At 71.9% G+C, this 17,526-nt stretch carries 19 protein-coding genes; 11 read left to right on the forward strand and 8 right to left on the reverse strand.

Going from position 1 to position 17,526, the window contains the following annotated elements; genetic code table 11:
- Positions 1-2 precede the first annotated feature (2 nt).
- The 3 genes from ACWED2_RS28550 to ACWED2_RS28560 all read left to right on the forward strand — a co-directional run bounded on the left by ACWED2_RS28550 (position 3) and on the right by ACWED2_RS28560 (position 3,189).
- A complete protein-coding gene (locus tag ACWED2_RS28550; protein WP_449693579.1) occupies positions 3-1,235 on the forward strand; it encodes a M50 family metallopeptidase in 1,233 nt (410 codons plus the stop codon).
- Positions 1,236-1,349: 114 nt separating this feature from the next.
- Positions 1,350-2,501 (forward strand): flavodoxin-dependent (E)-4-hydroxy-3-methylbut-2-enyl-diphosphate synthase, encoded by a 1,152-nt coding sequence (gene ispG / locus ACWED2_RS28555; RefSeq protein ID WP_449693580.1) that lies wholly within the window; start codon positions 1,350-1,352, stop codon positions 2,499-2,501.
- A 16-nt stretch (positions 2,502-2,517) separates the two neighbouring features.
- Positions 2,518-3,189, forward strand: a complete 672-nt coding sequence (locus ACWED2_RS28560; protein ID WP_449693581.1) for a class I SAM-dependent methyltransferase — start codon at positions 2,518-2,520, stop codon at positions 3,187-3,189.
- On the opposite strand, the gene ACWED2_RS28565 is transcribed toward ACWED2_RS28560, so the two are convergent.
- On the reverse strand, positions 3,178-3,432 hold the full coding sequence (locus tag ACWED2_RS28565) for a hypothetical protein (protein ID WP_003057586.1): 255 nt from the start codon (positions 3,430-3,432) through the stop codon (positions 3,178-3,180). The genes ACWED2_RS28560 and ACWED2_RS28565 overlap by 12 nt on opposite strands.
- A gap of 86 nt (positions 3,433-3,518) precedes the next feature.
- Between ACWED2_RS28565 and ACWED2_RS28570 the strand changes: the two genes are divergently transcribed.
- The 5 genes from ACWED2_RS28570 to map all read left to right on the forward strand — a co-directional run bounded on the left by ACWED2_RS28570 (position 3,519) and on the right by map (position 8,486).
- Positions 3,519-4,343: a helix-turn-helix domain-containing protein gene (locus ACWED2_RS28570; protein WP_449693582.1), complete on the forward strand. Its 825-nt coding sequence runs from the start codon at positions 3,519-3,521 to the stop codon at positions 4,341-4,343.
- A gap of 4 nt (positions 4,344-4,347) precedes the next feature.
- The gene (locus ACWED2_RS28575; RefSeq protein ID WP_449693583.1) at positions 4,348-4,737 is read left to right on the forward strand and encodes a VOC family protein; all 390 of its coding nucleotides are present in this window, start codon (positions 4,348-4,350) and stop codon (positions 4,735-4,737) included.
- Between the two features lie 158 nt (positions 4,738-4,895).
- Positions 4,896-5,750 carry a GNAT family N-acetyltransferase gene (locus ACWED2_RS28580; RefSeq protein ID WP_449693584.1) on the forward strand — a complete coding sequence of 285 codons (855 nt, stop codon included), beginning with the start codon at positions 4,896-4,898 and terminating at the stop codon, positions 5,748-5,750.
- Between the two features lie 61 nt (positions 5,751-5,811).
- Positions 5,812-7,605, forward strand: a complete 1,794-nt coding sequence (locus ACWED2_RS28585) for a penicillin-binding transpeptidase domain-containing protein (RefSeq protein WP_449693585.1) — start codon at positions 5,812-5,814, stop codon at positions 7,603-7,605.
- Positions 7,606-7,628: 23 nt separating this feature from the next.
- A complete protein-coding gene (map, locus tag ACWED2_RS28590) occupies positions 7,629-8,486 on the forward strand; it encodes a type I methionyl aminopeptidase (RefSeq protein ID WP_043786947.1) in 858 nt (285 codons plus the stop codon).
- Between the two features lie 3 nt (positions 8,487-8,489).
- Here map and ACWED2_RS28595 read toward each other — a convergent pair whose 3' ends face one another.
- The 5 genes from ACWED2_RS28595 to ACWED2_RS28615 all read right to left on the reverse strand — a co-directional run bounded on the left by ACWED2_RS28595 (position 8,490) and on the right by ACWED2_RS28615 (position 12,430).
- Positions 8,490-9,293: an ABC transporter permease gene (locus ACWED2_RS28595; RefSeq protein ID WP_449693586.1), complete on the reverse strand. Its 804-nt coding sequence runs from the start codon at positions 9,291-9,293 to the stop codon at positions 8,490-8,492.
- Positions 9,293-10,249, reverse strand: coding sequence for an ATP-binding cassette domain-containing protein (locus tag ACWED2_RS28600; protein WP_449693587.1), 957 nt, complete (start codon positions 10,247-10,249; stop codon positions 9,293-9,295). Before ACWED2_RS28600 ends, ACWED2_RS28595 begins: the two co-directional genes overlap by 1 nt.
- 26 nt (positions 10,250-10,275) lie before the next feature.
- The gene (locus ACWED2_RS28605) at positions 10,276-11,118 is read right to left on the reverse strand and encodes a DUF4097 family beta strand repeat-containing protein (RefSeq protein ID WP_449693588.1); all 843 of its coding nucleotides are present in this window, start codon (positions 11,116-11,118) and stop codon (positions 10,276-10,278) included.
- A 55-nt stretch (positions 11,119-11,173) separates the two neighbouring features.
- Positions 11,174-11,665: a hypothetical protein gene (locus ACWED2_RS28610; RefSeq protein WP_449693589.1), complete on the reverse strand. Its 492-nt coding sequence runs from the start codon at positions 11,663-11,665 to the stop codon at positions 11,174-11,176.
- An 81-nt stretch (positions 11,666-11,746) separates the two neighbouring features.
- The gene (locus tag ACWED2_RS28615; RefSeq protein WP_449693590.1) at positions 11,747-12,430 is read right to left on the reverse strand and encodes a FadR/GntR family transcriptional regulator; all 684 of its coding nucleotides are present in this window, start codon (positions 12,428-12,430) and stop codon (positions 11,747-11,749) included.
- Between the two features lie 48 nt (positions 12,431-12,478).
- On the opposite strand from ACWED2_RS28615, the gene ACWED2_RS28620 reads away from it, so the two are divergent.
- Complete coding sequence (locus ACWED2_RS28620; RefSeq protein ID WP_449693591.1) at positions 12,479-13,696, forward strand: CynX/NimT family MFS transporter; 1,218 nt, start codon at positions 12,479-12,481, stop codon at positions 13,694-13,696.
- A 39-nt stretch (positions 13,697-13,735) separates the two neighbouring features.
- On the opposite strand, the gene ACWED2_RS28625 is transcribed toward ACWED2_RS28620, so the two are convergent.
- Complete coding sequence (locus ACWED2_RS28625; protein WP_449693592.1) at positions 13,736-15,130, reverse strand: mycothione reductase; 1,395 nt, start codon at positions 15,128-15,130, stop codon at positions 13,736-13,738.
- A 96-nt stretch (positions 15,131-15,226) separates the two neighbouring features.
- Positions 15,227-15,910 carry a M15 family metallopeptidase gene (locus tag ACWED2_RS28630; protein ID WP_449693661.1) on the reverse strand — a complete coding sequence of 228 codons (684 nt, stop codon included), beginning with the start codon at positions 15,908-15,910 and terminating at the stop codon, positions 15,227-15,229.
- A gap of 330 nt (positions 15,911-16,240) precedes the next feature.
- Between ACWED2_RS28630 and ACWED2_RS28635 the strand changes: the two genes are divergently transcribed.
- Positions 16,241-17,059 (forward strand): S1 family peptidase, encoded by an 819-nt coding sequence (locus ACWED2_RS28635; RefSeq protein WP_449693593.1) that lies wholly within the window; start codon positions 16,241-16,243, stop codon positions 17,057-17,059.
- Between the two features lie 17 nt (positions 17,060-17,076).
- On the forward strand, positions 17,077-17,508 hold the full coding sequence (locus tag ACWED2_RS28640; protein ID WP_449693594.1) for a GNAT family N-acetyltransferase: 432 nt from the start codon (positions 17,077-17,079) through the stop codon (positions 17,506-17,508).
- Positions 17,509-17,526: the final 18 nt, after the last annotated feature.

The following is a 17,526-nucleotide window of genomic DNA, read 5'->3' on the forward strand; positions in this document are numbered from 1 at the left end:
GGGTGCTCGCCTACATCATCGGGGTGGTGCTCTTCGCGCTGGGGATCTGCGTCTCCGTCGCACTGCACGAAGCCGGCCACATGTTCACCGCGAAGGCCTTCGGCATGAAGGTCCGCCGGTACTTCGTGGGCTTCGGGCCGACGGTGTTCTCCTGGCGCCGCGGCGAGACCGAGTACGGCCTGAAGTGGATCCCGCTCGGCGGGTTCTGCGACATCGCCGGCATGACCGCGCTCGACGAGGTGACCCCGGACGAGGCGCCGCGCGCGATGTGGCGGTTCAAGACCTGGAAGCGCACCGTCGTGATGTCGGCCGGGTCGATCACCCACTTCATCCTGGGCTTCGTGGTCCTCTACCTGATGGCCGTGACCATGGGCCTGCCGAACCTGGCGGCCCAGACCCCGACCCAGCCCGTGCTGGACACGACCTCCTGCGCGGTCGCGACCACGTCGAAGGCCGAGGCCGAGGCCCAGGCCAAGAACCCCACCTGCCCGCCGGGCGCGCTGACCCCGGCGAAGACGGCCGGGCTGCAGCGCGGCGACAAGGTGCTCGCGGTCGGCGGGAAGCCGGTCGCGACCTGGTCGGAGATGCTCACCGCGGTGCAGGCCACCAGCGGCCGGACGGTGTTCGAGGTGCAGCGCGGCAGCCAGCAGCTGTGGCTCGTCGTCGACGTGCCGAAGGTGCCCCGCTGGAACGGCAAGACCGTCAAGGATGTCGGCATGATCGGCGCCTCGCCGGTGCAGGAGCCGCTGACCGTGCAGTACGGCCCGGTGGCCGCGATCGGCGCCACGTTCAGCTTCACCGGCACGATGTTCGCCGAGACGGCGCAGCGGCTCGTCCAGTTCCCCGAGCGCATCCCCGCCGTGGTCACCGCCATCTTCGGCGGCGAGCGCGACCCGAACACCCCGGTCAGCGTCGTCGGCGCGAGCCGGATCGGCGGCGAGGCCGTCGAGCAGGGCATCTGGGTGCTGTTCTTCTTCCTGCTGGCCAGCTTGAACTTCTTCATCGGCGTGTTCAACCTGCTGCCGCTGCTGCCGCTGGACGGCGGCCACATCGCGGTGGTCTGGTACGAGCGCGTCCGCGACTGGGCCCGAGCCCGGCGGGGCAAGACCGCCGGGGGGCCCGTCGACTACACGAAGCTGTCCGGCATCACGATGGTCCTGGTGCTCATCGGCGGCGCCGTGACGCTACTGACGGTCACGGCCGACATCGTCAACCCGATCCGGCTCGGCCAGTAGCCCGCACGGAGGGGTGGCGGCCCGGCGGCGGCCGCTCACCCCGGCCGTAATGCCGCTCACCGTGACGGTTGACATGGTGAAGGGCCCCCACCAGGGGTGGGTACCCTGGAAGCCGTGACCGTCGCACTCGGTATGCCCGCCCTGCCCCCGCCCGTCCTGTCCGAGCGCCGCAAGACCCGCCAGCTCCAGGTGGGTTCGGTCGGCGTCGGCAGCGACCACCCGATCTCCGTCCAGTCGATGACGACGACGCTCACCTCCGACGTCAACGCGACCCTGCAGCAGATCGCCGAGCTGACCGCCGCGGGCTGCGACATCGTCCGCGTGGCGTGCCCGTCGGCCGACGACGCCGAAGCGCTGCCGGCGATCGCGAAGAAGTCGCAGATCCCGGTGATCGCCGACATCCACTTCCAGCCGAAGTACGTCTTCGCGGCGATCGAGGCCGGCTGCGCGGCGGTGCGCGTCAACCCGGGCAACATCCGGAAGTTCGACGACCAGGTCAAGGAGATCGCGCAGGCCGCGAAGGACCACGGCACGCCGATCCGGATCGGCGTCAACGCGGGTTCGCTGGACAAGCGGATCATGGACAAGTACGGCAAGGCGACGCCGGAGGCGCTGGCCGAGTCGGCGCTGTGGGAGGCGTCGCTGTTCGCCGAGCACGACTTCCACGACATCAAGATCTCGGTGAAGCACAACGACCCGGTGGTCATGGTGCGCGCCTACGAGATCCTCGCCGCGCAGTGCGACTACCCGCTGCACCTCGGTGTCACCGAGGCCGGCCCGGCGTTCCAGGGCACGATCAAGTCGGCCGTCGCGTTCGGTGCGCTGCTGCGCCAGGGCATCGGCGACACGATCCGCGTGTCGCTGTCCGCGCCGCCGGTCGAAGAGGTCAAGGTCGGCGCCCAGATCCTGCAGTCGCTCAACCTGCGGCCGCGGAAGCTGGAGATCGTGTCGTGCCCGTCGTGCGGGCGCGCGCAGGTCGACGTCTACACCCTTGCCGAGCAGGTCACGGCCGGGCTCGAGGGCATGGAGATCCCGCTGCGCGTGGCGGTCATGGGCTGCGTCGTGAACGGTCCGGGCGAGGCCCGCGAGGCCGACCTGGGCGTGGCGTCGGGCAACGGCAAGGGCCAGATCTTCGTCAAGGGCGAGGTCATCAAGACCGTGCCGGAGCACGCGATCGTCGAGACGCTCATCGAAGAGGCCATGCGCATCGCCGAAGAGGCGGGCGAGTCCTTGGGTGAGGGTGCTCCGGTGGTCACCGCCGGCTGATCTTCGGGGGGTCCGGGTGGCGGAGCCCCTGGCCCGGGGCGAAGCCCCGGATGTCACAGCTGATCTGCTCTCGGACGACGCTCTGGAAGCGTCGTCCGTGGTGGCCAACCGCGCGATGAACCGCGAGCGCCGGTTGGCCGGTCGTGACGGCTACGCGCGCGTCCTGGGCTTCGACGTCCTCGGCCTGCCGCCGGACGCCCGCTGGCTCGACCTCTGCTGCGGCAGCGGGCGGGCGCTCTTGGACGCCGCCGAAGCCCGTCCCGACCTCGCCATCACCGGCGTCGATCTGGTCGGGTACTTCGCGGCGGCCGGGCCCGTGCGGTTCGTGACGGCGTCGATCACGGCGTGGGAGCCCGCGGGCCGGTTCGACCTCGTCACCTGCGTGCACGGGCTGCACTACGTCGGCGACAAGCTCGGCGCGCTGCTGCGGGCGGCCTCCTGGCTGAGCGACGGCGGCGTGTTCGTGGCGAACTTCGACGTCGATGGCATCGAGGCGCCGGGCGGTGCGCGCCGGGTTCTGCGCGCGTTGCGTTCCGCGGGCTTCGAGTACGACTCGCGGACCCACCGGATCCGGCGGGACGGCCCCTGCGAGGGCTCACTGCCCTTCCGCTACCTCGGCGCCGACGACCGGGCCGGCCCGAACTACACGGGCCAGCCCGCCGTCCGCTCGTACTACTCAGCCCTGTAGGTGGTGCTGGGCGGCGTCCCGGATCTGCAGGCGCACGTTCTCGAGCGCGGCCGCGACCTCGTCGATCTGCTGCGAGGCGAGCTGGATGGCGCCCTGGATCGCGGTGGCCGTGGACGTCTCCCCGAGCAGGCCGAGCACCTGGGCCTGGAGGTCTTCGAGGTCGCTCTTCGTGGCGAGCGCGATGCCGGTCGGCACCTGGTCGGCGAGCAGCTCCAGCTGCTGCGCCTGCTCCTGGATCGTCATCGGGTGGTTCCTTCCGCGGTGGGGACGCACGTCCGTGTTATCAGACGCGGGAGCCGGCAGTGGCATCCAGGGCTTGGCCCCCGAAAATGTCGGTGGTCCCGATTACCCTGGCTTCCGTGAGCGTGACCTGGGCTGTTCGCGAGCCGCACCCGATGGTGCGGCCCCTGGTCACGCGCTATGTCGGGTACGTGCAGGACGAGGTCACGCTGGCCGTCCACCGCGGCCTGCCGTCCCGGCACGTGACACTCGTCATCAGCCTCGCCGGGCCGGTGCGCATGGCCGGGCGCAGCCTGCAGGCGCTGGTCGGCGGGCTCCACACGAGCGCGGTGCTGATCCGGCAGGACCGCGTGCAGGAGGGCCTGCAGCTGGAGCTCGATCCGCTGGGCGTGCGGACGCTGTTCGGCGTCACCGCGGCCGAGCTGAGCGGCGAGGTGGCCGACCTCGCGGAGTTCGGCCTCGGCTGGCTGCCGGAGAGGCTGCGGGAGCTGCCTTGGCGCGAGCGGTTCGCGCTGCTGGACGACGTCCTGGCCGCCCGGGCCGTCGAGCCGGAGCCGCCGCCGCCCGAGCTGGGGGAGGCGTGGCGCCGGCTGCGGGGTGCGGACGGGCGAGTGCGGGTCGCGGACCTGGCGGACGAGGTCGGCTGGAGCCGACGGCACCTGGGCGAGCGGTTCCGCGCGGAGCTGGGGCTGGCGCCGAAGCAGGCGGCGCGGGTGCTGCGGTTCGAGCGGGCCGGGCGCCTGCTGCGGCACGGGCGGCGGGACCTGGCGGCGCTGGCGGCCGAGTGCGGGTTCTACGACCAGGCGCACCTGACGAACGAGTGGCGGGCGCTGGCGGGCTGCACTCCGGGCACGTGGATCGCCGAGGAGCTCCCGTTCCTCCAAGACCAGGAGGCGGAGGTGGCGCGAAGCTGACGGCATGACTCCTGAACCGAACGTCTGGCCCGCCCTCCGGTACGACGACGCCCCGGCCGCGGTCCGCTTCCTCGTCGACGTCCTGGGCTTCACCGAGGCGCTGGTGGTGCCCGAAGGCGACCTGATCGCGCACGCCGAGCTGCGCTGGCCCGAGGGTGGCGCGGTGATGCTGGGCAGCGTCCGGCCACCGGACGGCGTCCACGACACGATGAAGCCGGGTGCGTCCGCGGTGTACGTGGTGTCGGACAAGGTGGACGAGGTGTACGCGCGGGTGAAGGCCGCGGGTGCGGAACTCACGGCGGAGCCGGCGGACACCGAGTACGGCTCGCACACGTTCAGCCTGCGCGACCCGGAAGGCAATGCCTGGACGATCGGCACCTACCGCGGCGCCTGACCGGACCGGCAAGGGGCCTGCCGAAGACGCCTGCGTGACCTCCGGCGTCCCGGCTGCGGCGCTCGCGAGCCGCCCGGGTGCCCGGCTCCGGCTGTTCATCTCACCGTGTCGGGAGGCTTGCGTTCCGTTTAGCAGTCGAATCTGGCACCCTGGAGCCCGTGTTGCGGCTTGCAGGTGCACGGCTGCTCGATGATCGGGACTATCCGGCGGTCCGTGCCGCTCTGGCCGCGGATCCCGTGGGCAGCTGCATGGTCAGCGCCCGGGTCGAGGCCGCCGGTCTCGACCCGTGGCGGCTCGGTGGTGAGCTCTGGGCCGCCGACAGCCGTCCGGTCCGGGCCGGACGGCTCCAAGGGCTGTGCTTTTCCGGGCCGAACCTCATCCCGCTGAGGGGCAACGCGCCCGCGCTGCGCTCTTTCGCCGACCGTGCCCTGAGAAGGCAACGCACCTGCTCCTCGCTCGTCGGCCCGGCCGAGCAGGTCCTCGGCCTGTGGGACGAGCTCGAAGCCGAGTGGGGCCCGGCCCGCGAGGTCCGCGACGACCAGCCGCTGATGGCTCTGGACAGCACCCCGCTCGTCGCCGCCGACCCGCTGGTCCGCCCCGTCCGGCCGGACGAGCTCGAGCGGTACCTGCCCGCGGCCGTCTCGATGTTCATCGAGGAGGTCGGCGTCGACCCGCGCAGCGGCGACGGCGGGGCCAGCTACCGCGCCCGGGTCACCGAGCTGATCGGCGCCGGCCGCGCGTTCGCCCGCTTCGAGGACGGCGAGGTCGTCTTCAAGGCCGAGATCGGCGCCATGTCGGCCACCGTCGGGCAGATCCAGGGCGTGTGGGTGCACCCCGACCGCCGCGGCGACGGGCTCGGCACCGCCGGCACCGCCGCGGTGGTGAACCGGCTGGTCCGCGGCCTGGGCCGCACCGCCAGCCTCTACGTCAACGCGTTCAACACCCCCGCCCTCGCGGCGTACCGCAAGATCGGGTTCCAGCAGGTCGGCCAGTACGCGACGGTGCTGTTCTAACCACTCTTCCGTGGCGGTGTTGCGCACCGGCCGCACCGCGCTGACCAGGCATCATCCGGCCATGAGTGCACGTCGAGGCCGCGGTGCGCTCGCGGCGCTGCTGCTCGTCGCCGCGACCACGGCGGGGTGCTCGGGCGACGGTCCCGAGGATGCCCTCTCCGCGTTCCTGGACGCCGTCGCGTCCGGGGACGTCGCCACCGCGGCGGCGAACACCGACTCGCCCGAAGCCGCGAAGACCGTGTTGAGCCAGGTCCGCGGCGTGCTCGACCCCGAAGCCCTCGACGTCGACGACGAAGAGGTGAAACAGCCGGACGGCGACGTCGTGACCGCCGGCTACCGGCTCACCTGGCACCTGCCGCACGACCGCACCTGGTCCTACCGCGCCGACGCCCAGCTGCGGGCGGCCGAGAACGGCTGGCAGGTGCACTGGCAGCCGACGGTCGTGCACCCGCAGCTGGCCGTCGGCCAAACGCTCGGCATGCTGCCGCAGCTGCCGGAGACCGCGCCGGTCCTCGACCGCGACGGCGTGGCGCTGATGCGCCCGCAGACCGTCATCGGGGTGGTCGTCGACCCGCAGAAGGCCGGCGACGCGAACGCCGTCGCCGGGACGCTGGCCAGGGCGCTGCACCGGTACGAGCCTTCGGTCACCGGCCGGTCCGTGCTGGACGGGATGAACAAGACCAAGCCCGGCGACGCCTACCCGGTGATCACCCTGCGCGCCGGCGACTACCAGCGCGTCAAACCGGCGATCTACGACCTGCCCGGCGTCCGCTTCGCCAGCCAGGAGCGGCTGCTGCCGGTGACCCGCGGGTCGGGCCAGCAGGTCCTGCCGGGCATCCGCGCGCTGGTCGAACAGCAGCTGGCCGGTGCGGCGGGCTGGCGGATCGTCACGCGCGACGTCACCGGCGGTGAGGCCGTCGAGCTCAAGGCCGAGCCGCCGCGGCCGGCACCGGCCGTCACCAGCACGCTCAGCGCGAAGATCCAGGCCGCCGCCGAGAAGGCCCTCGACACCGAGCCGTACTCCGCCGCGCTGGTCGCGATCCAGCCCTCGAGCGGGGACATCCTCGCCGTGGCGCAGAACGACGCCGCGGACGAAGAAGGCTCGCTGGCCCTGTCCGGCCGCTACCCGCCGGGGTCGACGTTCAAGATCGTCACGGCGGCGGCCGCGCTGTCGGCGGGGGAGGTCGAGGCGGGCAGCGCGGTGGACTGCCCGGGTACGACAACGGTCGAAAACCGCGTCGTGCCCAACGAAGGCCGGTTCGACCTGGGCCGGGTGCCGCTGAAGACGGCGTTCGCGCGGTCCTGCAACACGACCTTCGCCCGGCTCGCCGCGGGCCTCGGCGGCTCGTCGCTGACCGACACCGCCCGGTCCTTCGGCCTCGGTGCCGACTTCGTGGTGCCGGGCCTGACCACGGTCACCGGGGACGTCCCGGCCAGCGACTCGGCCGTCCAGCGGGCGGAAAACGGCTTCGGCCAGGGCCGGGTGGTGGTCAGCCCGTTCGGCATGGCGCTGGTCGCGGCCACCGTGCAGGCCGGGAAGGTGCCGTCGCCGTCGATCGTCAAGGGCCTGCCGGCCGCCACGAAGAACGTCGGCGACCCGCCGTCGCCGGAGGCCCTGGACGCGCTGCGCGGGATGATGCGGGAGGTCGTCACCGCGGGCACCGCGACCGGGCTGCGGGACATCCCCGACGTCGCGGGCAAGACCGGCACCGCCCAGTTCGGCGACGGCTCCCACTCGCACGGGTGGTTCGTCGGCTACCGCGGTGACCTGGCGTTCGCCGTGCTGCTCACCGACGCCGGGTCGTCGAAACCGGCGGTGCAGGCCGCGCACCGGTTCCTGGCGGGGATCGGCTGAGCGGACCGTCGTAAGGTGGAGGCATGTCCGTTCGTGCCCCGCTCGTTCCCGGCGTCCAGACGCCGCGCCGTGACGTCCCCAGTTCCATCGCCCGTCCCGAGTACGTGGACAAGCCGGCGCCGAAGCGGGACACCGGCAACGGCGTGCGCACGCCCGAGGTGATCGAGGCGATGCGGGTCGCCGGCCGCATCGCGGCCCAGGCGCTGGAGGAGGGCGGCAAGGCCGTCAAGCCGGGCGCCACCACGGACGACATCGACAAGGTGGTGCACGAGTTCCTGCTCGACCACCACGCCTACCCCTCGACGCTGGGCTACCGCCGGTTCCCGAAGTCGTGCTGCACCTCGCTCAACGAGGTGATCTGCCACGGCATCCCGGACTCGACGGTGATCGAGGACGGCGACATCTGCAACATCGACGTCACCGCCTACATCGGCGGCGTCCACGGCGACACGAACGCGACCTTCCTGGCCGGCGACGTCTCCGAGGAGGCCCGCCTGCTCGTGGAGCGCACCCGCGAGGCGACGCTGCGGGCGATCAAGGCGGTCCGGCCGGGCCGGCAGCTGAACGTGATCGGCCGGGTGATCGAGTCCTACGCCAAGCGCTTCGGCTACGGCGTGGTCCGCGACTTCACCGGCCACGGCGTCGGGCCGGCGTTCCACACGCCGCCGACGGTCCTGCACTACGAAGAGCCCTCCGTCGACACGATCATCGAGGAGGGCATGACCTTCACGATCGAGCCGATGATCACCCTGGGCACCATCGACTACGACATCTGGGCCGACGACTGGACCGTCACCACGAAGGACAAGAAGTGGACGGCCCAGTTCGAGCACACCCTCGTGGTGACGGCCGACGGCAGCGAGATCCTCACGCTGCCCTGAGCGTCAGTGGCTGGTGGCCTTCTTGTAGCAGCGCACCGAAAGCGGCACGAAGATCGCCAGCAGGAGCGCGATCCACAGCACCGAGGCGAGCACGGCGTGCTGCATCGGCCAGGCGTCGTGCACCGGCATGGCCGCGCTGGTGTTGCCGAACAGCTCCCGTGACGCCTGGGTGATCGCCGAGACCGGGTTCCAGTCGGCGATCACCCGCAGCGGGGTGGGCAGGCGGCCGCTGTCGACGAAGGTGTTGGCCAGGAACGTCAGCGGGAAGATCGCCACGCTCGAGACGTTGTTGAACACCTCGGGCTTGCGCACGGTCAGGCCCAGCGTCCCCATCACCCACGACAGCGCGTAGGCGAAGGCGAGCAGCAGGAGCACCCCGCCGAGTGCCTCGAAAACGCCGGTGTGGATGCGCCAGCCGACCAGCAGCCCCACGAGTCCCATGATCAGCAGGCTCGTGACGTTCAGGATGAGGTCCGCGGTGGTGCGGCCGATGAGCACCGCGGCGGGGGACATCGGCAGCGAGCGGAACCGGTCGATGATGCCCTTCTGCAGGTCGTCGGTCAGCCCGTAGCCGGTGACGATGCTGCCCATCGCCACCGCGAGGACGAAGATTCCCGGCAGCATGAACTCGCGGTAGGACATCCCGGGGATGTCGATCACGCTGCCGAACACGTAGCCGAAGAGCAGCACGAACATCACCGGCATGAACACGATGGACCCGAGCAGGTCCAGCGACCGGACGATCTTGATCGAGTTGCGCTTGGCGACGGTCACGCCGTCGGTGACGGCCATCTGCACCGCGTTCATCACACGGCCTCCTTCGCGGGTTCGGCCGTCTCGTGGCCGGTCAGGGACAGGAAAACGTCGTCGAGGGTGGGGCGGCGGACGCCGACGTCGCGGACGTCGACCCCTTCGGCGGCGAGGATCGCCAGCGCTTCGGTAAGCGCTTTCGCGCCGTGGGTCACGGGCACGGTGAGCCGGAACGCCTCGGCCTGCGGCTCGCCGCTGGCCAGCCGGGCCAGCGCCCGCCGCGCGACGCCGACGTCGGCGTGGGTGCCGACGGTCAGCTCGATCCGTTCGCCGCCGACCAGGTCCTTGAGCTCGTCGGCGGTGCCGCGGGCGATCACGCGCCCGTGGTCGACGACGGCGATGCTGTCGGCCAGCCGGTCGGCCTCTTCCAGGTACTGGGTGGTCAGCAGCAGCGTGGTGCCGCCCGCGACCAGCTCGGTGATGACGTCCCACAGCTCGGTGCGGGCCCGCGGGTCGAGCCCGGTCGTGGGCTCGTCGAGGAACAGGACCGGCGGGTTGGCCACGAGCGCGCCGGCCAGGTCGAGCCGGCGCCGCATGCCGCCGGAGTAGCCCTTCACCGGCCGGTCGGCGGCGTCCTCCAGGCTGAACCGGGCGAGCAGCTCCCGGCCGCGGGCCTTGGCCCGCTTGGTGCCCAGGTGGTACAGCCTGCCGACCATCTCGAGGTTCTCCGCCCCGGTCAGCTCCTGGTCGACGGCGGCGTACTGCCCCGAAGCGCCGATGTGCGAGCGCAGCTCGTGCGCGTCCTTCACGACGTCGAACCCGGCGACCGTCGCGCGGCCCGCGTCCGGCTTCTGCAGCGTCGTGAGGATCTGGACGGTGGTGGTCTTGCCCGCGCCGTTCGGCCCGAGCACCCCCAGCACCGTGCCTTCCGGTACGGACAACGTCATCCCGTCGAGCGCGGTGACCTTCCCGTACTTCTTGACCAATCCCTCGGCCACGATGGCGTCTGACATGGAATTCCCCTTGTTCTCGTGGAGTTTCAGGCCCGGCGGATGACGATGTCGCCGGTGTAGGTGTGGGCCTTGACCTCGACGGTCTCGGTGGTGCCACCCGGCCCGTCGGACGGCGTGAGCGTGTTGCGCACGGACCCGGTCAAGGAGTTGAGCTCGAGCCACGCGGCGCTGCCTTCGCGGATGCCGACCTCGATCTCGCCGACGGCGGTCTCGAGGACGACCCGGTCGCGGACGACCTCGCCGAGCCGGATGTCACCGGCGGCGGTCTTCGCGTTGACGCCGGCGTGGGCGACGTCGACCAGGATGTCGCCGTTGGCCGTGCTGACGCGCAGGTCACCGGTCACCTCGCCGACGCGGGTCTCGCCGTTGGAGTTCTTCAGCACCGCGGTGCCGTCGATCTCGCGGATCCGCAGCTCGCCGGAGCCGGTGCCGACCTCGGCGTGGCCGGTGGCCCGGTCGACGAAGACGTCACCGGTCGCGGTGTTCGCCTCCAGCCGCGAGGTTTCGTCGAGGTGGATGTTGCCCACGGACGTCTTGAGCCGGCTGTCGCCGAGGCGGCCGGTGACGTGCAGGTCGCCCATCGCGGACGTCGCCCTGACGCGGGAACCGGCCGGCAGCTCGACCGTGACGTGCAGCGCGCCGCCCTTGCCCCACAGCTTGGTGGTGTACTTCGGGCCCTTGACCAGCAGTTCACCGTCGGCGAACTCGACGCGGGTCTTGGCGGCGGCCTTGACGTCCTCGGTGTCGCCCGGGTCGGCCGGCTGGACCTCGACGGTGGTTTCGGCGCGGTCGCCGGCGACGATCCGGACGTCGGCCATGCTGACGTCGAGCGTGGCCGTGATCGGCTCGGGGGTGGCGAAAAACGGCATGGCTGCGCCCTCCTGGGGTGCGTCGAGAGTGTTTTGGCTGGTCAGAGCAGGCGGGTCAGCGGACCCAGCCGGTGTACTTCTCGCCGTAGACGGACCGGCGGTGCGTGGGACGGCTCGCGTCGGCGCCGAGTGCGGTGTTCGCGGCCCGGACGAGCCAGGCGTTGATGGAGAGCCGGTCGCGGCTCGCGGCCTCCTCGACCCGCTGCTTCAGCTGGTCGGGCAGCCGCAGGTTGATCCGCGAGACGGCGCCGTCGTCGGCCTCGGGCGGCGGCGGTGGTGCTTCGGCGGGTGCCGGTTCGGGCGCCGTGGGCAGGGAAACGGCGAACTCCGCTTCGCGGCGGCGAAGGCGTACTTCGACGGAGCCGGGAGCGAGGTCGCGGGTGATCTCGTCGGCCGCGGCCGAGAGCGCGTCGAGCAGGGTGAGCCGGATCGCCGATTCGAGCGGTGCGGTGAGCCGCTCGGCGAGCGCGACGGCGTCCTCGCCCGCCGCTTCGGCGGCGACCGCGAGCTCCCGGCGGAGTTCGTCCACGAAGGGCGTCAGGTCCATGGCACTACTGTGGCACCACGGTGGTGCCACGACAACCCTGAAATGGCACCCTTAGGGGTCGACGGTTGGTGAAACCGCAGCTCAGGGGCGTTCGATGCGCTCCAGCAGCTCGTCGAGGAACCCGCACGCCTCGGCGGCGGCGCGGTCCGGATCCCGGTCGGCGATGGCCTGCGCGAGGCCTTCGTGGCCGATTTCCGGCGCGTGGTCGACGCCCGGCGTGATGCGGGACGTCGTCGCGATGCTGGCCGCGATGACCTCCGTCAAACCGCGGTAGAGCTCGGTCAGCAGCCGGTTGTGCCCGGCGCCGACCACGGCGCAGTGGAACTCGGCGTCGGTGCGGGCGAAGTCCTGCCAGTGGCCTTCGCGCAGGGTGGCCTCGCGGCGGGCGAGCAGCGCCCACAGCTCCGCGACCTCTTCTTCGGTCCGCTCGACGGCGGCGAGCCGCGCGCCCTCGACCTCCAGGGTGCGCCTGACCTGCAGGACTTCGCGCAGTTCCGAGCCGCACAGCCGGCGGATCGCGCCGGACACCTCGCTCGTGGCGCGCACGTAGGTGCCGTCGCCCTGCCGGACTTCCAGCAGTCCGGTGTGGGCGAGCGCGCGCACGGCTTCGCGGACGGTGTTGCGCCCGACGCCGAGCTGCTCGACGAGCTCCGCCTCGGTCGGGATGCGTTCGCCGATCGGCCATTCGCCCTGCGTGACCGCGGTCCGCAGCTGCTCGATGACCTGGTCGACGAGGCCTGCTCGGCGCGTGGTGGCCAGCGGCACAGGATTATCCCTTCATCCAATCATCCTACGTATGCGATAGTAACGGACATGCCCGTCGAACACCGTGAACCCGAACTGGACGGCGCCGTCGAGATCCGGACGCCGGGCGTGGTCGCCGCCGGGGCGCTGCTCGCGGTCGCCGTGGTGCTCACCGCGCTCAACCTGCGGCCGGCCATCACCGGTGTCGGGCCGATGCTCGCCGAAATGCGGGCGGACCTGGGCGTTTCCGTCGTCTGGGCCGGCGTGCTCACGACGTTGCCGACGCTCTGCTTCGCCGGCGCCGGGCTGGCCGCGCCGCTGCTCGCGCGCCGGGCCGGGATCGGCGCCGCCATCGCGCTCGCGCTGGCCGCGCTCGCCGCCGGGCTCGTGCTGCGCGTGCTCGACGGACCCGCCGTGGTGCTCGGCGGCACGCTCGTCGCCACCGCCGGGATCGCGCTGATCAACGTGCTCGTCCCGGTCGTCATCAAGGACTCCTTCCCGGCTCGCATCGGGGTGATGACCGGCATCTACACCGCCGCGCTGCAGGGCGGCGGTGCCCTCGGGTCGGCGGTGACCCCCCGGCTCGGCGACGCTCTCGGCGGCTGGCGCCCGGCGCTGGGCGGCTGGGCGGCGCTGGCCGTCGTCGCGCTGGTGGCCTGGATTTTCGCAGCCCGTGGCACCGGCCGGCCACCGCGCCCTGCCGACGGCGCCGAAGCCGGCCGGTCGCTGCTGCGCAACCGGCTCGCCTGGATCGTCACCGGCTTCTTCGGCCTGCAGGCGTTCTACGCCTACGCGGCGATGGGCTGGTTCCCGCAGGTGCTGATGGACGCGGGTGTCCCGCGCGACGACGCCGGGCTGCTGTTCGGCCTGGTTTCGCTGATCGCGGTGCCGATCAGCCTCTTCGTCGCGCCGCTGGCGGCCCGGCAGCGCGGGCAGAGCCCGTGGATCGTGGGCCTGGGTGTGTTCGGCGTCGCCGGGACCGCCGGGCTGATGCTCGCGCCGTCGTGGTCGCCGCTGCTCTGGAGCATCCTCGTCGGGCTCGGGATGAGCAGCTTCTCGCTGGCGCTGACCGTGATCGCGCTGCGCGCGCGGACCGGCGCGGACACCGCGCGGCTCTCCGGGATGGCGCAGGGCTTCGGCTACCTGTTCGCCGCGTTCGGGCCGTTCCTGTTCGGCCTGCTGCACGACCTCGCGGGCGGCTGGACCGTGCCGCTGGCCATGCTGCTCGGCCTGCTCGGCGTCCAGCTGGCGTTCGGCGTCCTCGCCGGCCGCCACCGCTTCGTCTGACGCGGGCCGGGTGAGTCGTCCCGCCCGGCCCGCGGTGCCTCAGTCCAGGGGCAGGTTCAGCAGCGCGTTCTCGATCAGCTCCGGCATCGCGGGGTGGATCCAGTACTGCCCGCGCGCCATGCTCCGCGCGTCGAGGCCGAAGCTCATCGCCTGGATGAGCGGCTGGATCACCGACGACGCCTGCGGGCCGATGATGTGCGCGCCGAGCAGCTGCCCGGTCGCCGGGTCGGCCAGGAGCTTCGCGAAGCCCGTGGTGTCCTCCATCGCCCAGCCGTAGGCGATCCCGGCGTAGTCCTGCTTCGAGACCACATAGGACACGCCGAGCTCGCGCGCCTTCCGCTCGGTGAGCCCGACCGAGGCCACCTGCGGGTGCGTGAACACCGCGTGCGGCACGAACCGGTGGTCGGCGGTGATCCGCTCGCCGGGGTGCAGCAGGTTGTGCTGCACCACGCGGGCTTCGTGGTTCGCGACGTGCTTGAGCTCGTGCGGCGACGACAGGTCGCCGAGGGCGTAGATGCCTTCGACCGCGGTCTGCTGGTAGTCGTCGACCACGACGTGCCCACTGTCCGATGTGGTCACTCCGGTGGCGGCGACGTCCAGCAGGTCCGAGTTCGGGCGGCGGCCGGTGGCGATCAGCAGCACGTCGCCCTCGACGGTCTCGGCGCCCTGCGGCCCTTCGAGGTCCAGCGCGATGCCGCCGTCGGTCTTGCGTGCCCGCACGGTCTTGCGGTCCAGGCGGACGTCGAACCGCTCGGCGGCCAGCTCGGTGAAGCGCGCGCTGACGTCCTCGTCCTCCGAGCGCAGCAGCCGTCCCGAGCGGTTGACCAGCGTGACTTGCACGCCGAAGGAAGCGAAGACGTGCGCGAACTCGGCCGCGATGTACCCGCCGCCCAGGATGACGATCCGCTCGGGCAGCTCGTCGAGCCGCATCACGGTGTCGGAGGTGTGGTAGTCCACGCCGTCCAGGCCCGGGATGTCCGGGATGACCGGACGGCCACCGGCGGCCAGCACGAACTGGTCGGCGGTCAGCACCTCGTCGGGGCGCCCGTCGGCAAAGCTGACGCGCAGCTCCTTGTGCCCGGTGAAGCGGCCGGTGCCCTCGTAGACGTCGACGTTCGCGTTGTCCTCGTGGTGGCGCCGGTACTCCGCGCCGCCCTCGGCGATCGGGTCGATCCGGCCGAAGATCCGGTCGCGGATGTCGCGCCAGCGCACGCCCTTCAGCTCTTCGTCGACGCCGTACTTGGCGCTGTGCGAAGGCGTGTACGCGACATCGGCGGCGTACACGAACATCTTCGTCGGGATGCAGCCCACGTTGAGGCACGTGCCGCCGAAGGTGCCCTTTTCGACGATCGCCGTCTTCTTGCCGGCGAAATCCGGGCCGAGGATCGAGTTCCCCGATCCCGTCCCGACGATCACCAGGTCGTAGTGGGGCACTGCATCCTCCGCGGGGTCCGGTCCGGTCGATTCACCCTAGCCAACCTCAACGTGGAGACGGGTGTTCCCGGTTGTGCTTAACGTCGTATTACGTGGTCAGTGCCCGGTCGCGGTGAAGTGCATCCGGTCGGTCGGGCTGCGCCAGTTCCCGCCCCAGCTCCACCCGATCGCCGCGAACGCGCGCACGGTCGCGTCGCCGGCCAGCACCATCCCGGGCCGCCGGCGCGAGCGGTCGACGTACGCCGAGGCCAGCTCGGGCAGCACCAGGTCGCCCTGGGTGTAGGGGTTGCAGAACGGGTTGACGTCCACGGCGAGCCCGTAGGCGTGCGCCGACCAGGTGGTCTGCCCGCGGGCCGGGCGGCAGACGAACGCGCTGGTCGAGTTGCCGTCCCCGGTCGGTGGCGCGGTGAGCTCGGCCGGGCTGGTCACGCGCATCTCTTCGAGGGGGAAGTGGGCGGCGAACAGCTGCCCGAAGACCTTCGTGATCCCCGCCGCGCCACTGGCGTCGACCAGCATTTCACCGGTGTGCGTGCGGCCGTCGAAGCCCCAGAAGGACATCGTCAGGTAGCGGAGCTCGCTCGCCTTGACCGGGCAGGCGGGCTGCCAGGTGCTGCGCGCGAGGACGTCCGCGGGCACGGCGCTGATCGTCGAGGCGTACACGTTCCCCGCGGGCGGCGGCAGGAGGTCTTTTGTCGGAAGTGCCCGGTTCACCAGTTCGGGTGGCGTCGGCTCGACCTCGCCGAAACCGTCGGGACGGCGGGGGAGTGGCCGGGCGCCCACCTGCCAGGTGACCGCCGGTGCGTTCGACGGCGGGCCCGCGGTGCCCGCGACCGGCGTGCTCGCCGCCGGCCCGGGTGCAGGTGCAGGCCGGGCCGGCGGCGGTGCTTCCGCCGAGCACGCGCTCAGGGCGAAGGCCAGTGCTGCCCACGTCGCCGCCGTCCGCCACATCCGGCCAGCTTGGCAGAAGCGGCCGGGAGCGGAGACCACCCGTTCCAGTGACACCGTTTTGGGCCCCCTCGGCTTAGGGTATTGAGCGCACGTCGTTCACGCACCGGAGTTGTCCGGGTGCCGAGTGCTTTGCTCCGTGCTGCGTCGAAAAGGGGAAGACCCATGTCCGTGAAGTCCCGCCGATCCCTGCTGCTCGCGAGCGGCGCGCTCCTCGCGGTCGCCGCGGTCGCCGTCCCGGTCGTGGTGGGCACGGCGGCGGCGGCGGACCAGGCTTCGGCGAACCAGCCGCGGATCGTGGGTGGCGAGAAGGCTTCGCTGTCGAACTACCCGTACGCGGTGTACTTGACCGACGCGGGCGGAAACCAGTTCTGCGGCGCGGTGATCGTGAGCTCCACGGCGGTCGCGACGGCGGCGCACTGCGCCAAGGCGGTGGCGAAGCAGGACATCCGCGTGGTGGCGGGCCGCGAGGACAAGCGCACGAGCGACGGCCAGGTCCTCGGCGTCTCGAAGGTCTGGGTGAGCCAGGGCTACACCGATCCGACGAAGGGCGGCGACATCGCGGTGCTCACCGTCCGCGGCCAGTTCGACTACCGGCCCGCGAAGCTGCCCGACAGCGGCGACGCGGGGCGGTACGCGGCGGGCACCCAGGCGACGGTGCTCGGCTGGGGCCGCGTCGCCGACGGCGGCGCCCGCTCCGACTACCTGCGCAGCGCCGAGGTCCCGGTGGTCTCGGACAGCGAATGCCGCGCCGACTACAGCGTCTACGACCAGCGGACCATGGTGTGCGCGGGCTACGCCGAGGGCGGCGTCGACGCCTGCCAGGGCGATTCGGGCGGCCCGCTCGTGGCCGGCGACACGTTGATCGGCATCGTCTCCTTCGGCGACGGCTGCGCGAAGGCGAACAGGCCGGGCGTCTACACGCGAGTGTCGACGTACGCCGACGACGTCGAAACCCAGGCCAGGCCCCGCCTCCTCGGCTGAGCGTGCTAAGCAGGGGTATGCCGACTCTGCACGACGCGACCGGTCCGGAGCTGACCGCGGTCCAGCTGCACGACATCCTCCGCCTGCGCGTCGACGTGTTCGTCGTGGAGCAGAAGGCGGCGTACCCGGAGCTCGACGGCCGTGATCTGCTCCCGGACACCCGCCACCTGTGGTTCGAGGAAGACGGATCGGTCCTGGCGTACCTGCGCGTCCTGCTCGACCCGGGCGGCATCCGCCGCATCGGCCGCGTGGTCACGGCGGCGCCCGCCCGCGGCGCCGGCCTGGCGGCCCGCCTGATGGACGCGGCCCTCACGGTCCCGGGCGAGTACGTCCTCGACGCCCAGACGTACGTCCAAGGCTTCTACGCCCGCTACGGCTTCGTCGCGGAAGGCACCGAATACCTCGACGACGACGGAATCCCCCACATCAGGATGCGCCGCCGCCCGTGATCTGAGAGCCGACCCTTC

Source organism: Amycolatopsis sp. NPDC005003, assembly GCF_053600695.1.

Bases quoted from the DNA above. Each gene is read 5' to 3' on its own strand.
- ACWED2_RS28565 (WP_003057586.1), bottom strand. From the start codon at position 3,432: ATGACGATCCAGGAGCAGGCGCAGCAGCTGGAGCTGCTCGCCGACCAG.
- ACWED2_RS28570 (WP_449693582.1), top strand. From the start codon at position 3,519: ATGTCGGTGGTCCCGATTACCCTGGCTTCCGTGAGCGTGACCTGGGCT.
- ACWED2_RS28575 (WP_449693583.1), top strand. From the start codon at position 4,348: ATGACTCCTGAACCGAACGTCTGGCCCGCCCTCCGGTACGACGACGCC.
- ACWED2_RS28585 (WP_449693585.1), top strand. From the start codon at position 5,812: ATGAGTGCACGTCGAGGCCGCGGTGCGCTCGCGGCGCTGCTGCTCGTC.
- map (WP_043786947.1), top strand. From the start codon at position 7,629: ATGTCCGTTCGTGCCCCGCTCGTTCCCGGCGTCCAGACGCCGCGCCGT.
- ACWED2_RS28595 (WP_449693586.1), bottom strand. From the start codon at position 9,293: ATGAACGCGGTGCAGATGGCCGTCACCGACGGCGTGACCGTCGCCAAG.
- ACWED2_RS28600 (WP_449693587.1), bottom strand. From the start codon at position 10,249: ATGTCAGACGCCATCGTGGCCGAGGGATTGGTCAAGAAGTACGGGAAG.
- ACWED2_RS28605 (WP_449693588.1), bottom strand. From the start codon at position 11,118: ATGCCGTTTTTCGCCACCCCCGAGCCGATCACGGCCACGCTCGACGTC.
- ACWED2_RS28610 (WP_449693589.1), bottom strand. From the start codon at position 11,665: ATGGACCTGACGCCCTTCGTGGACGAACTCCGCCGGGAGCTCGCGGTC.
- ACWED2_RS28620 (WP_449693591.1), top strand. From the start codon at position 12,479: ATGCCCGTCGAACACCGTGAACCCGAACTGGACGGCGCCGTCGAGATC.
- ACWED2_RS28635 (WP_449693593.1), top strand. From the start codon at position 16,241: ATGTCCGTGAAGTCCCGCCGATCCCTGCTGCTCGCGAGCGGCGCGCTC.
- ACWED2_RS28640 (WP_449693594.1), top strand. From the start codon at position 17,077: ATGCCGACTCTGCACGACGCGACCGGTCCGGAGCTGACCGCGGTCCAG.